Below are 14137 nucleotides of genomic sequence, written 5' to 3' on the forward strand. Positions count from 1 at the left end.
TGTCAATTATTATTTCAATTCCCGGGAAATGTTTTTATATGTCCGGAGCACAGGGCACACAGCCCATACCACAAAAAAATATGCCGGTTTTATGACCGGCATTATACATAAAACTGTTCTTTACAACTCCTTTAAAGTACCGTCCGTCCTGACCGTGACCACCTGCCATGGAATGAACTTGCCGCTGGCCTGAAGGGCGTTCCTGACCGCGTTCTCCAGCCCGCCGCAGCAAGGCACTTCCATGCGGACAATGGTTACATCCTTTATATCGTTGAGACGGATGATCTGGGTCAGCTTTTCCGCGTAGTCTACCATATCCAGCTTGGGACATCCGATCAGGGTGATGCGGCCGGCTATGAAGTCATTGTGAAAATTACCATAGGCAAAGGCAGTACAGTCGGCAGCAACTAAAAGGCGGGCATCCTTAAAATAGGGGGCCTGGACCGGGACCAGCTTGATCTGCACCGGCCACTGGGACAGCCTGCTTTCCATGGAGTCAGGATCGTGGGCCTGTGAGGGGGATGCCTCCTGCGCCGGTTTCCCGGCAGGTCTGGAAATGGACTTTGACTGGGTGCCCGGGCATCCGCAAGGAAGAGGAGCGTCACTGCGGTCCCTGTTTACAGCGGATTGCTTTTTTTGTGCCATGCGCGCCTTTACAGCAGCCTCATCATAGGCAGCGGCTTCCCTTTCCTCAAATGTAATGGCGCCGGTGGGGCAGGTGGGCAGGCAATCTCCCAGGCCATCGCAGTAATCATCCTTTAAAAGTCTGGCCTTGCCGTCAACCATACCGATGGCGCCTTCATGACATGCGGCCGCACATGCGCCGCATCCGTTGCAGAGTTCTTCATTTATCTTAATAATTCTTCTTATCATAATAGATCCTCCTGTTTTTAATTTAATGATGGTACCCTTAACCACTGAGGGTAAGATAATCGTTTGTTTTTCTGACATAAGTATACCATGGAAGGCCGCGTATGTATGTTGTTGGAACAACATACAGCGGTTTTTTACAAGATTCTTAATATTTATCTACAATCAATATTAATTTATTGATAAACGATAAAATAATATTGATAATTAATAATTTAGGTGCTATAGTGAATACTGTAGATAATGATATTAGGAAGGTGGATGTGGTATGAATACTCGTCTTGTTCGGTTTACCAAATGGTTGTTGGACGTAATGTTTTATGGCGGTTTTGGGGTTACCCTGGGGATTCCCGTGATTTTTCGTTATGTGGGGAAGTATATGGAGTCCTTCCGGATCCACTATATACCCCAGTGTATCCTGTATATTGGCTCCGGAATCCTCTGTCTTCTGATCGTGCTGGAGCTGAGGAAGATGTTTGACACAGTGCTGGCGGACCGCGCTTTTGTGATGGAAAATGCCGATTCCCTGAAGCGTATAGGAAAGTTAAGCTTTTTCCTGGCGGCCCTGTCCCTGGTCAGGCTTCCTTTGGCAACCACCCCGGCCACGGCTGTTGTGATCATTGTATTTTCCATTGCAGGACTGTTCTGTTTTGTGCTGTGCCAGGTATTTGAGCAGGCGGTTCGGTTAAAAGAGGAAAATGATCTGACTATATAGGAAGGTAGGGATATCATGGGAATTGTGATTAATCTGGACGTTATGATGGCCAAACGAAAAAAAGGTCTTAAGGAATTGGCTGCAGAGGTGGATATCACCATGGCAAACCTGTCCATCCTTAAGAATAACAAGGCAAAGGCGGTCCGCTTTTCTACCCTGGAGGCAATCTGCAGGGCGCTGGACTGCCAGCCCGGGGATATACTCATATATGAACCTGAGAAAGGAGATGACCCTGATGTATGATGAGATTCTGATACAAAAGACGCCCCCGGTGCAGGGGCAGGCAGATGCGGCAGAGGGGCGGGAGGGCGGATATGCAGGCGGGCAGGTATCTATGGCGGACCGGCGTGCGCTGTCCAGGCGGGAAGTGAGGCTTAGGGAACTGGGAAATGATTTTGGATTTTTGGGCATTCTCAGTATTGCTTATGGAATCATGGCCAGCTTTTGCTTGTATCACAACCCGCTGGGGATTGCCGTTCCTGTGTTTGCCGCGGTTTCCTACGGTGTCATATTCCTTGTGCTAAAAAGGATAAAGGTGAAGATCAAAAAAGGATCCCTGTTCCTGGGGGCAGTAACCTTCTTGATCGGGCTGTCCACCTGTTTTACCACCAATGTAGTGGTGGGGTATCATATGAACCGTCTTGCCATGGTGCTGCTGTTCTGTATCTTTATCCTCCACCAGTTCCATGAGGACGGGAAATGGAATGTGGGAAAATATGTTACGTCCATCCTTATCTATCTGGCCCAGGCGCTGAGTATGATATATTGTCCCTTTACCCATCTGATCCATTTTATCAGATCCATTAAAAGCAGGAAATACAGGACTGTGTTAAGGCTCCTGGCGGGCGTGTGTGCGGCGGTCCCTGCCATGATCATCCTCAGCCTTCTGCTTGCCAGTGCGGATATGGTATTCCAGAATATGCTGGATACGGTCATAGAGGAATTTTTAAACCCGTTCACCCTGTTTCTTGTGACGCTTCAGGCCGTTGCATGGACACTTACCCTGTACTGCCTGGTATGCAGCGCATGGGCCGGGGAAATAAGCGATGATACGGCTGACAGGCAGTGCTGTTCCCCTGTGGCTGCCATCAGCTTCATGTCCATGATCGCAGCCGTTTATCTGGTATTCTGCGGCATTCAGATCGTATATCTGTTCATGGGGCGGGGGAGCCTGCCCTGGGGGATGACCTATTCGGACTATGCAAGACAGGGATTTTTCCAGCTTTTGTTTGTGGCGGTCCTAAACCTGGTCATGGTTTTGATGTGCATTAAATATTGCAGGGAACATGTCCTGCTAAAAGCCATACTTCTGGTGATCAGCCTTTGTACCTACGTGATGATCGCATCGGCGGTATACAGGATGATGCTTTATGTACAGCAGTACCATCTCACGTTTCTGCGGGTGCTGGTACTGTGGTTTCTGGCCATGCTGGTGGTTCTGATGGCAGGTGTGGTGCTGCTGATATTCAACCGCGCATTCCCGCTGTTCCGTTTCTGCCTGGTGGCCATAAGCGTATTTTATCTGGGATTTGCATGGATAAAACCAGACTATGTCATTGCACGATACAATGTGGAGCACGGTGCGTGCCAGGGGGAGGAAGGTCTGGGATACTTTGCCGCGCTGTCATCGGATGCCGCGCCTGCGGTGGCCGGTCTTAAGGACCTGGAAAAAAGGGATGAACTCCTGCGCAGGTACGCCCGCATATATGATTATGTTGACAATGGAGCCATGGGGCTTAGAACCTGTAATTTCTCTGCGCTGAAGGCAAGAAAGCTGTGGGTGCAGGTACAGGAGTAATGATCGAGGGGGAAAACCGGAGAGAAACGGTTTTCCCTTTTTCAACCTTCAGAACCGTTAACGCTTTATAAGGGATGCATACCTGGCCCGAAGGCTTTCCGGATACCGGCTGCTGTCAGCGCTTCCGGTCTGCTGGTGCATCAGGGTTAAGATGAGGATATCCAGGAGCCATGATCTTGTGGTCTGATTTGCTGGAAATACCGTCATCGGAATTTTTGGCCATGCTGTCATTGTGCAAGAAATACAGGGTCCCCGTACTTGTGAGCAGTGACGCCCATATTTATTATGCCGTTTGCCTGCGTTCCCTTGTTTATTAAGGGTAACGTCAGTGGACGGCGCTGTTTATTGATTAAAACTCTTTGAATCCAATGGGTTTTCATGTATACTATGATATGGTAATAAACGCTTGATCGGATCATGTCACACAGGGAGGTATGGGAATGAAGGTTGCAGTTATAGGATACAGCGGTTCCGGCAAGTCCACACTGGCCAAGAAACTGGGCCGGATCTACCAGTGCCCGGTCCTGCATCTGGACAGGATCAATTTTGAACACGAATGGAGGGAGCGCGATCCTGAGGATGCCAGGCGGACCATCTCCGGTTTTTTGGATGAGAACGAGGAGAACGGATGGATCATTGACGGAAATTATTCCGGTCTGTGCCAGGAGCGGAGACTGAAGGAGGCGGATCTGATCGTGTTCATGGATTTTCCCAGAAGGATCTGTCTGTGGCAGGCCATGCACCGCTATGTAATGTACCGGGGCAGGGTGAGGGATTCCATTGCGGACGGATGTGAGGAAAAGATGGATCTTCCATTCCTCATGTGGATCCTGAGGAATGGAAGAAGCCGGAAATATAAGAATAGGTACAGGGAGATACAGGAATGTTATCCTGAAAAGACACTGGTCATCAGGAATCATAAAGAGATGTCGGACAGCCTGATCCGTCTGGCACCCAGAAGCAGGTTAAAAGCATGGAAATGAAAAAGAAAACGCAAAGGGAAATGCAAAGGGAAGACCTGCTGGTCAACCGCCTGGTAAGGTATGGGAAAACCAATATGTACCCATTCCACATGCCCGGCCATAAACGGACCGGAAGCATGGGATTCCCGGATCCCTTTACAGTGGATATAACGGAGATTGACGGATTTGATAATCTCCACCACCCGGAAGGAATACTGAAACGATCCATGGAATGGGCGGCCGGTGTATACGGTGCGGACAGGACGTATTACCTTGTAAACGGCAGCAGCAGCGGTATTCTGTCGGCCATATGCGGAACGGTTCCAAGAGGCGGCCGGATCCTGGTGAGCAGGAACTGCCATAAGGCCGTGTATCATGGAATCTTTTTAAACCAGCTGAAAGCGTCCTATGTTTATCCACAGGAGGTTCCCGGATTGGGGATACAGGGAGGGATTACGCCCCAGGATGTGGATCAGATGCTAAGGCGGTACATGGATACCAAGGCGGTTCTCATCGTTTCACCCACCTATGACGGCGTGGTGTCGGATATCAGAGGAATTGCCCAGGTGGTCCACCGGGCAGGGCTTCCGCTTATTGTGGACGAGGCCCACGGCGCACATTTCAGGTATGGGGAAATGTTCCCGTGTTCCGCCCTGGATCTGGGAGCGGATGTGGTGATCCAGAGTGTGCACAAAACCATGCCCAGCCTGACCCAGACCGCACTGCTTCATATTAAGAACAACCGGCCGGAGGGAGGCTGCTATGCCAATGCACAAAAGATCGACCGCTATATTCACATGGTGCAGACCACCAGTCCCTCCTATGTGCTGATGGCCAGTATTGAGAACAGTATCTATCAGATGGAGCACATGGACCTGGAACCATACAGCCAGAGGCTTGGAACGCTGAGGCAGAGGCTTTCGGGCCTTAAATGCCTGCGCCTTGCGGGTCTGGACCTGAAGGGAACCAGCGGTATATTTGACCTGGACTGTTCCAAGATCGTACTATCTACCAGAGGGACTTCGCTGGCGGATGCGACCGGCTGGGAAAAGAGCGGAATAAAGAGCGGAATAAACAGCGGAATAAACAGGGGGGATAACGGACCGGGGAGCGGCCAAGGGAGAGGACCAGGCAGCGTGTCAGGGGCCGGGCCGGGCAGCGATTCCCTTCCCTGTTTTACAGGCGCCATGCTGGATGATATACTGAGAAGGGTGTACAGGCTGGAGATGGAGATGTGCGGTGCGGATTATGTGACAGCCATCAGCACGGTCATGGACAATGACCAAGGGCTCAGCCGGCTGGGGGACGCCCTGTGTGAGATTGACAGCCGGTTGAAACCGGTATCCTGGGACACTACGGCCAGCAGTGTATACAGTATGCGGAGCGACACGGCCATGACCATAGCAGATGCCATGGACGGGGAACTGCATGACGTAAAGCTGAAGGACAGTGCCGGATGCATTTCCGGGGAATTTATTTATATCTATCCGCCGGGTATCCCCATTGTGGCGCCGGGGGAATGGATCAGCAGGCGGGCATTGGATATCATATTGGAATATATGGATAAAAAGCTGCCGGTGCAGGGGCCTGAGGACCAGGAACTGACGTATTTGAAGGCAGTGAAAACAACAGACTGATATGGGACAGTAAAAGTACTGAATATAAAGACGGAGAATGAAATGGGAAAGATATTTTATGTAATGGGAAAAAGCGCATCGGGAAAAGATACCATATACAAGCAGCTTCATGCCAGGATGCCGGAGCTTAAGACCGTGCGTATGTATACCACCCGCCCCATCCGGGACGGGGAAACAGATGGCGTGGAATATTTCTTTGTGGATGACGGTCGGTTGGAGCAGTGCCGGGAAAATGGTACTCTGATCGAGTGCAGGACCTATGATACGGTGTGTGGGCCATGGAACTATTTTACAGTGGATGACGGGCAGATCGATCTGGAACATGGTTTCTACCTGGTCATGGGTACTTTGGAGTCCTACGAAAAAATGCGCCTGTTTTACGGGTCGGAGGCACTGGTCCCCCTCTACATTCACGTGGAAGACGGGCTGAGACTGAGGCGGGCCCTGGAGCGGGAAGAACAGCAGAAGGTGCCGCGGTACAAGGAAATGTGCCGCAGGTTCCTGGCGGATGAGGAAGATTTTAAGCTGGAAAACCTGGAGCGGTGCGGAATTGAAAAATGGTACCAGAACGTGGTGTTGGAAGATTGTCTGAAAGAGATCATTGATGATATTGGGATGTTTATGGGGAGTGGGAAATAGATCCATACGGCATGGGGAATCCTGTGCCGTATGGATTTTTTTATCATTGAAAATCCCCCTGGAATGCCCTATGAAAAAATGCCCCGCAGAGATTGCACTGGGCAGAAAGGAAGATATCTCTGAAGCGATACGCCGCGGGTGGGGTAAATGCTGTCTAACAATAGTCCTACAAAGGTGTTCTGGAAGTATTGCGGTAATTAGACGGTGTAATGCCCATGCTTTTTTTGAAAAAACGGGTAAAGTGGCTTTCATCATAAAAACCCAGCTTTTCACTGATATCCCGGATGGAACTTTCGGAATTTTGGAGTAGAAAGCAGGCTTTCATGATCTTCAGCTTATTATAATACTCAACAGCGCTGCACTCAAACTCATCATGGACCAAACGTTCCAGATGGGTTTTACTGATGTTCAGATAGGAACACATCTGGGGCAGGGTGAAGGTCAGTCCATCATCATGGGCGATCATATCCAGGAACCGGTCCCTGAAGCTTTTGTCCGCTGTATCAGATGCCTGTTCAATAAAAGACAGCACCAGGGCTTCTGCATTGTTCTGAAGTTTCAGCAGGTTTAATTTAGTCAGGTCACGCACGGACTTGATCATCTCCTCAAAATGGGTGGGGAGCAGATGCATCTTAACAATGGAAAAACCGGAGGGAAAGGTCTGATTCAAAAGGGCGCAGAGATCGTTTTCCTCCGTGTCAAAGATGTCCACGCCGATCTGGCAATACCCCTTCTTGGAATTTAATGCATGCGGGACATAGGGCGGGAGTATGACCGCATGGTTCTCATGTATAATGTGGGTACTCCCCTTGATGTCTACTTCCAATGTACCGGATGTGACAAATATAATGTGAAAAAAGTTGTGGCTGTGGGGGCGGAGCTGAAAGTCCGGCAAGCGTTTGATCACATGGATCAGCCGGAAAGGACTTGAGAGCTGGATCATGGCTCCTGTTACAATGCTGAAATTATCCATATAAGACCTCCGTTTACATAATCTCCTGATTTGGGTTAGTAATTGTAAAATTTAAATGGTCTGAATATACAATTATATGGGTATATTGTGAATTGAAATACAAAGGAGCTTACTATATAGTAGTGATATAGATAAAGAATACATGGATATCCATAGAAAATATGTATAAAATGTAGGGGGAGTTTTATGGTATAAACTAATATTATGGTAAAAAGATATGAAAGTCAAGGGAGAAATGTATAATATTTGAAAACTCCAAAAAGAGGAGAAATTTACAATGAATGGTATATTAGATGCAAATCATATCAAAGTCCGGAGGATTTCCCCGGATGATGGGGGGCAGTATTTTTTTGGCTACTATGACAACAGGGCATTCCACCCTGACGGGAAGCTTCATCTATGTCACCGGGTCCCGTTTATGGACCGTCTTCCCACTGGAGAGGACGAATGTGAACTGGGGAGCCTGGACATGGATACCGGTGTATTCAGTCCAGTGGCGTTAACCAGGTCCTGGAATTTCCAGCAGGGCGCAATGCTTCAGTGGAATCCGGTGAATCCGGATGAGATTATCTATAATGTTTATACGGATCATGGCTACCGGGCTGTGGTAAAGAATATCCACAGCAAAAAGGAACGCATGCTTCAACGGCCCTTGGCCAATGTATCTGCGGATGGGAAATGGGGTTTGTCCATTAATATGAACCGCGTATATGATTTCAGGGCCGGATACGGATACTGCAATGAAGTGGATGCCTGGAAGGATCAAAATGCGCCTGAGGAAGACGGGGTATTCCTGGTAGATATGGAGAGCGGGCAGGCAAAACAGATTATTACATATGCACAGCTGGACCGGATCTATAACTGGGAGAACGGACATCACATAGACAGGAAGATCGTTATCAACCACATTACCTTTAACCAGGAGTCGGACCGCTTTTTATTTTTGGTAAGGTTTTTCCCTGAGCCGGGCGGAATGTGGCGGACAGGGCTGGGGACCAGCGATCTTGGCGGAAATATTTACAAGCTCCGTCCCTATACCTTTGCTTCCCATTACTACTGGGGAAAACAGGGGAAACTGATGCTTTACGGGGACTGCGCAGAGGGGGACGGACTGTATGTAATGCAGGATGAGACACAGGATTATGCGGTCTATGACAGGGCGTTATTCCATGAGGACATTCACTGCAGTTATTCCCCGGATGGACAGTGGCTGATCGGAGATGGTTATCAGGACAGGGATCAATACAGACCTGTGTATTTGTACCATATAAACAGCAAAAGGGGCATGGTGGTCGGCAGGTTTTATTCCCCCCATCTTTCCTCTATGGATATAAGATGCGACCTGCACTGCAGGTGGGATCCAAACGGCACAGGCGTATCCTTTGACTCCATCCACGAGGGGAAACGCAGGGTTTATATGATGGATCTTATAGAAGCAATGAGTGTAATTAAAAACAAATAAAGGGAGGATACATTATGAGAAAACACAGATTGGCAGTTATGATGCTTGCGGTTGCCATGTCATTGTCCGCATGTGCAAAGGGCGCTTCGGAGCCGGCAAAGACAGAGGGCGTTCAGACAGAAAAAACGCAGGCGGCAGGAGACCAGGCAGCAGGGGGACAGGAGGCAGGCACCCGGGCCGATGGCACCCAGGCAGCCGGCGCACAGGGACAGTCGGACCAGCCTGTAAAGATCACGATCTGGTATGAGGGGAATGATTCCAGGCTTCCTTTCTTTAAGGCGGCAGAGGCGGAGATGCAGAAGGATTATCCCAACTACTCCATTGATGCCATTACCTTTGACAATGCTACACTGACAACAAAAGCATTGCAGGCAGTTACCACAACAGGCGGTGTGGACCTGATATTTAATGAGGCATCCCGGCTTCTGGTGACCCATCAGCAGTCAGGGGGCGGATTTGAGGCGCTGGATGATGTACTGGCAGCATCTGAGAACCATGATGTGGTGACGGACAGCGACATGAAGATCATATCAGCTGATGGACAGCTGATCGCATTTCCCATTAACCGTTCTGTAAACGGTCTGGGATACAAAACTGATGTGGAAGGCGTGGAAGTAACTGAGGATAAGATCCCGACCACCTTTGATAAATTCCTGGCCCTGGGAAAGGAGTATAAGAATGCAGGTATATCCGGTTGGACCCTTCACCTGGGAACCGATCCGGGACAGGCGTTCAACCTGTTCCTTACCGGAGGAAATGGAACCTCGGATGTATGGATCAACAATGTGCCTGAGAGCCGGATTGAAGCCCATAAAGATCAGTTTGAGAAGATCATCCAGCTGTATGCGGGGCCTGATGCCATCTGGGACAAAGATGCTGTCAACGAGGATTTCTCAGCCATGTATACAAAGATACAGAGCGGCAGCGTGGGGATGTTCCGTGTGGGCAACTGGAATGCAGCGGGATGGGACCAGCCGGACAGCGGCGTGGGCGAATATTCGGTTACGACCTGGCCCACATTTGACGGAAGCGGAAAGGGCGGCCTGTTCCTGGGCGGTGTAAGAGGGATCGCAATGCCTAAAAATGCGCCTGAAAAGGAAGCTGCAAAAGTATTCTTAACCTATTGCCTGTCAGAGGCAGCGCAGAAAGCCAGTTTTGATACCATGGGTTCCTGCATGGATTACAGTGTTGTGGATACAGAGCAGCTGAGCAAGAACCAAAAGATCTTTTTTGACTCAACCATCCCCATTTACCCCAGCGATTCTTATGTAGGCGTATTCCCATACTATCCGGATATGCTGGAAACATATGAAAAGGGTCTAATGAACGCATTCAGCGCAAAGGATGAGGCCGGTATACAAAGCGCTATTGAAAAGCTGCACGGGGATGTGAACGCAGTGATTCAGGAAAATAAGTGAGGTTAATGGATGAAAGGAACCCGGAAGATTATCCCGCACCGCAAGTGCGGGGTGATCCTTAAAAAGTATTGGATGTTATATTGCTGCATCGGCGTATTTGCCGTGGTATCCATTGTATTTGGCGTGTATCCTATGATATGCAGTATATTCTATTCCTTTTTTAAGACCAACACCATATTGACAGAGCCTGTATTTGTGGGGCTGGGAAATTATATGAAGCTGTTCAGGGATTCCTATTTTTGGGATTCCCTGAAGGTAACCCTGCTTTTTACTGCCTTAAGTGTTCCTCTCAACATGGTTGCGGCACTTTTGCTGGCTCAGCTTTTGGATTATAAGGGGATCTGCCGGGGGGCCCAGCTCATATTCAAGCTGGCGATCTTTATTCCATTTATTACACAGGACGTGGTCAGCGCTGTTGTATGGAAACACTTTTTTAACAGTAACGGCGCCATGAACAGCCTTCTTGAAATATTGGGGCTTTCGCCCCTGGGATGGCTGACAGAGGCTAACCTTGCCATTGGGGTCTTGGCTTTTGTGGAGTTGTGGAAGCATGTGGGTCTGTACACCATTATATTCCTGACCAATTATCAACTGATAGACAGAAGCATGTATGAAGCCGCCACCACGGATGGGGCGAACGGATGGCAGACGTACGCCTACATTACTCTTCCTTCCCTGAAACCGGCGTTTATGCTGAATGCAGTCTATGCAATCATTCAGTTTTTAAAGACATACACGGTGTCTAGGATCATTACTTTTGGCGGGCCTAATTATGCAACCAATTTCTTGTCGTATTATGCGTACAGTAAATATGAGAAAATGGATTTCGGATCAGCCACGGCAATTGCCACATTTCTATTTTTGTTAATAGCACTTTTGACACTGGTTGGTTCAGCAGTAGGGAGACGGTTAAATGAAGCAAAATAGATTCATAACATGGATAGTTTATGGGGTACTGATCATAATTTCCTTTATTATGGTGTATCCATTTCTCTGGATGCTGTTCGGTTCATTTAAGACCAACCAGGAGATCATACAGTATCCGCTGTCCCTGATCCCGCAAAAGTGGGTGTTAAATGGATGGAAGGGAATCCTTACATTATCCGGAAATTCCTTGTGGCATTACTTTAAAAACAGCATCATTATTTCAGGAGGCAGCACCCTTTTGGTGGTCCTGGCAACATCCCTGGGCGGGTATGCGCTGTACAGAAAGGGCAGCCTTCCGGGGTTTTCCATGATCCAGACCTCTTTTTCGGTAAGCATGATGTATCCGGCCGTGCTGCTGCTCATACCCCTGTATGTGATCGTGGTTCAGCTGGGGCTGTATGGAACCAACAATTTCTGGGGGATCATATTGGCGTCTTCCACAGGCGCATGGGGAGCGGCCCTTCCCTTTTTCCTGTTTAAGAATTTTTTCCAGTCCCTTCCCTATGACCTGATTGAGTCCGCCACTATAGACGGAGCCACGGAATTCCAGATATTTTTTAAAATTGTCACACCGGTCATGTATCCTGTTTTTACCACAGCCACCCTTATATCGTTTTTGTCCAGCTGGGGTCTGTGGCTTCCGGTACTGATGCTGTCAAAAGATATGAGCACTTATAATCTGGCAGCCATGCTGGTAAACCTGAATTCGGATCTGGGAGTTGATTTGTCCATGACCGCGGCACTGTCGACCGCCATATCGCTGCCGGTTGTATTGATATTTTTAATTACCCAAAGAAAAGTAATGGAAGGAATTGCTGCGGGCAGTGTAAAGGGATAGTACTTTATTCCGGCGGCCACCAGCAGAAGGCAATGAGAAAAAGGAGATAAGAAAATGGATCGGATGAAGGATGATTACAAAGATATATTGGATTTTCAGTTTGACAAAAAAAATCAGATCGCATTTACCACAGTCCAGTCCTGTGTGTACACAGATCACCGGAAACCGGAAAGCCTGGACGGCGTATGGGGGTTTACGCCGGATGTGTTTCGCAGCGTAACAAGAAAGAACCTGTTTTCTGCCTCTGGAAAAGATGAGCAGGGCAGGGAGGTTCCCATGGACCTGGATTTTTCATCCATGGAAAAGATACAGGTCCCCGGATGCTGGAACTGTCTGGATGACAGGTATTGGCTGTATGAGGGGGAGGCGGTTTATTCCAGGACCTTTGTCTATTCAAAGGAAAAGGAAGGGGAACGGATCATACTTCGGGTCGGGGCAGCCAACTATGAGTGCAGGATCTGGCTGAATGGAACACTCCTGTCCAGGCATCAGGGAGGATTTACGCCTTTTTATACGGAACTGACCCAGGATCTTAAGGAAATAAACCACATTGTGATCACTGTTAATAACAGGAGGGAACCGGACCAGGTACCGTCCATGAATTATGACTGGTTCAATTATGGGGGAATTACCCGGTCGGTGGAACTGTTCCGGCTTCCTGCCGTGTATATTAAAGATTTTACAGCATCCCTTGTACCTGACGGTACATACGGGAGGATTGAACTGAAAATAAAACTGGATGCCCCGGTGCAGGGAGCCTGCTGTCATTTTAAGATCGAAGAGCTTGGAATATCCCGGGAAGTTCTGACTGATGAACGGGGAGAGGCGAGATGTGTAGTCCAGGCTAACCCCCAATTATGGGACTGCGAACATCCAAAGCTGTATGAGGTTCAGGCGCGGTGTTTAGAAGACCAAGTCAAGGACCGGGTGGGGTTCAGGGAGATCAGGTGTGATGGAAAGGATATTCTTCTAAACGGCAGGAAGATCTATCTAAAGGGGGTATGCTGCCACGAGGAGAGCAGGAACAGGGGCAGGATACAGACTGATGAGGAGCGCCTTGAGATCCTGAACACGGCCAAGGACATGGGCTGCAATATACTGCGGCTTACCCATTATCCCCACAGTGAGAGGATGGCTGTGCTTGCAGATCAGGCCGGAATGATGCTGTGGGAAGAGATCCCCGTATACTGGGCCTTGGATTTTGAGAATCCAGAGACTTACAGCAATGCAGAAAATCAGATGAGAGAGCTTATGTTCCGGGACAAAAACAGGGCCAGCGTAGTGATCTGGAGCGTGGGCAATGAGAATCCGGATATCCAGTCACGCCTTGATTTTATGAAAGGGCTTTTAGAGACTTGCAGGAATTATGATCCCACAAGGCTGACCAGCGCCGCCTGCCTGGTAGATGTGAATACCATGTGTGTAAAGGACCGGCTGGCGGAATTTGTGGATGTGGTTGCGTTTAATGAATATTACGGCTGGTATTACAGGGATTATGAAGGTGTGAAGGTGATTCTTGACAACACGTCCATTGACAAGCCCATGGTCATTACTGAGACCGGTGCAGGTGCAAAAGCAGGCCACCACGGAGGAGCGGAGGAATTGTTCACGGAAGAACACCAGGAACGGGTATATGAAAACCAGATCCGGTACACGGACGGAAGAATACAGGGTATGTTCCCATGGGTACTGTTTGATTTTATTTCCCCCATACGCAAGCATCCCATGCAGGGAGGAAAAAACAGCAAAGGTCTGGTTGCCATGGACAAGGCGACACGCAAAAAAGCCTTTTATGTAATGCAGGAGTATTATAGGAATAAGTAAAAGAACAGAGGACACGGAAGATTCCCGGGCGCTGCAGCTGTCAGGCAGCGCCCGGGAATTTTTTACGTTCCGGC

At 48.9% G+C, this 14137-nt stretch carries 14 protein-coding genes; 11 read left to right on the forward strand and 3 right to left on the reverse strand.

Translation table 11 applies throughout. From position 1 onward, the window contains the following. Window positions 1-120: 120 nt before the first annotated feature. Complete coding sequence (locus CLFS41_RS05345; protein WP_007870605.1) at window positions 121-873, reverse strand: 4Fe-4S binding protein; 753 nt, start codon at window positions 871-873, stop codon at window positions 121-123. Between the two features lie 265 nt (window positions 874-1138). On the opposite strand from CLFS41_RS05345, the gene CLFS41_RS05350 reads away from it, so the two are divergent. The 3 genes from CLFS41_RS05350 to CLFS41_RS05360 are packed head-to-tail and all read left to right on the forward strand — an operon-like array spanning window position 1139 to window position 3383. Then, on the forward strand, window positions 1139-1585 hold the full coding sequence (locus CLFS41_RS05350; RefSeq protein ID WP_007870603.1) for a DUF2975 domain-containing protein: 447 nt from the start codon (window positions 1139-1141) through the stop codon (window positions 1583-1585). A 15-nt stretch (window positions 1586-1600) separates the two neighbouring features. Further along, window positions 1601-1828, forward strand: coding sequence for a helix-turn-helix transcriptional regulator (locus CLFS41_RS05355; protein WP_007870602.1), 228 nt, complete (start codon window positions 1601-1603; stop codon window positions 1826-1828). Next, window positions 1821-3383 (forward strand): DUF4173 domain-containing protein, encoded by a 1563-nt coding sequence (locus CLFS41_RS05360; protein WP_052665633.1) that lies wholly within the window; start codon window positions 1821-1823, stop codon window positions 3381-3383. Before CLFS41_RS05355 ends, CLFS41_RS05360 begins: the two co-directional genes overlap by 8 nt. A gap of 57 nt (window positions 3384-3440) precedes the next feature. On the opposite strand, the gene CLFS41_RS30035 is transcribed toward CLFS41_RS05360, so the two are convergent. Continuing rightward, window positions 3441-3590, reverse strand: coding sequence for a hypothetical protein (locus CLFS41_RS30035; RefSeq protein WP_161797478.1), 150 nt, complete (start codon window positions 3588-3590; stop codon window positions 3441-3443). Between the two features lie 233 nt (window positions 3591-3823). Between CLFS41_RS30035 and CLFS41_RS05365 the strand changes: the two genes are divergently transcribed. Genes CLFS41_RS05365 through CLFS41_RS05375 form a run of 3 tightly spaced genes read left to right on the forward strand, consistent with a single transcriptional unit; the run spans window position 3824 to window position 6621 of the window. Further along, window positions 3824-4366, forward strand: a complete 543-nt coding sequence (locus tag CLFS41_RS05365; protein ID WP_045091679.1) for a DNA topology modulation protein FlaR — start codon at window positions 3824-3826, stop codon at window positions 4364-4366. Further along, the gene (locus CLFS41_RS05370) at window positions 4357-5982 is read left to right on the forward strand and encodes a decarboxylase (protein WP_347467679.1); all 1626 of its coding nucleotides are present in this window, start codon (window positions 4357-4359) and stop codon (window positions 5980-5982) included. The genes CLFS41_RS05365 and CLFS41_RS05370 overlap by 10 nt, the downstream gene beginning before the upstream one ends. Window positions 5983-6024: 42 nt before the next feature. Then, entirely contained in the window at window positions 6025-6621 is a 597-nt protein-coding gene (locus CLFS41_RS05375; protein ID WP_045091680.1) for a guanylate kinase, read from the forward strand. 166 nt (window positions 6622-6787) lie between these two features. Here CLFS41_RS05375 and CLFS41_RS05380 read toward each other — a convergent pair whose 3' ends face one another. Then, the gene (locus CLFS41_RS05380) at window positions 6788-7594 is read right to left on the reverse strand and encodes a helix-turn-helix domain-containing protein (protein WP_007870589.1); all 807 of its coding nucleotides are present in this window, start codon (window positions 7592-7594) and stop codon (window positions 6788-6790) included. Between the two features lie 277 nt (window positions 7595-7871). Here CLFS41_RS05380 and CLFS41_RS05385 point away from each other — a divergent pair, with 277 nt between their 5' ends. The 5 genes from CLFS41_RS05385 to CLFS41_RS05405 are packed head-to-tail and all read left to right on the forward strand — an operon-like array spanning window position 7872 to window position 14063. Beyond that, window positions 7872-9056 carry a hypothetical protein gene (locus tag CLFS41_RS05385; protein ID WP_045091681.1) on the forward strand — a complete coding sequence of 395 codons (1185 nt, stop codon included), beginning with the start codon at window positions 7872-7874 and terminating at the stop codon, window positions 9054-9056. A gap of 14 nt (window positions 9057-9070) precedes the next feature. Continuing rightward, complete coding sequence (locus CLFS41_RS05390) at window positions 9071-10474, forward strand: extracellular solute-binding protein (RefSeq protein ID WP_045091682.1); 1404 nt, start codon at window positions 9071-9073, stop codon at window positions 10472-10474. 9 nt (window positions 10475-10483) lie between these two features. Next, entirely contained in the window at window positions 10484-11401 is a 918-nt protein-coding gene (locus CLFS41_RS05395; protein WP_045091683.1) for a sugar ABC transporter permease, read from the forward strand. Further along, window positions 11388-12239: a carbohydrate ABC transporter permease gene (locus CLFS41_RS05400; RefSeq protein ID WP_007870579.1), complete on the forward strand. Its 852-nt coding sequence runs from the start codon at window positions 11388-11390 to the stop codon at window positions 12237-12239. The genes CLFS41_RS05395 and CLFS41_RS05400 overlap by 14 nt, the downstream gene beginning before the upstream one ends. 54 nt (window positions 12240-12293) lie before the next feature. Continuing rightward, window positions 12294-14063 (forward strand): glycoside hydrolase family 2, encoded by a 1770-nt coding sequence (locus CLFS41_RS05405; protein WP_007870576.1) that lies wholly within the window; start codon window positions 12294-12296, stop codon window positions 14061-14063. Window positions 14064-14137 lie beyond the last annotated feature (74 nt).

The organism is Clostridium sp. FS41, assembly GCF_000954015.1.
In the GTDB taxonomy this organism is placed as follows: Bacteria; Bacillota; Clostridia; order Lachnospirales; family Lachnospiraceae; genus Enterocloster; species Enterocloster citroniae.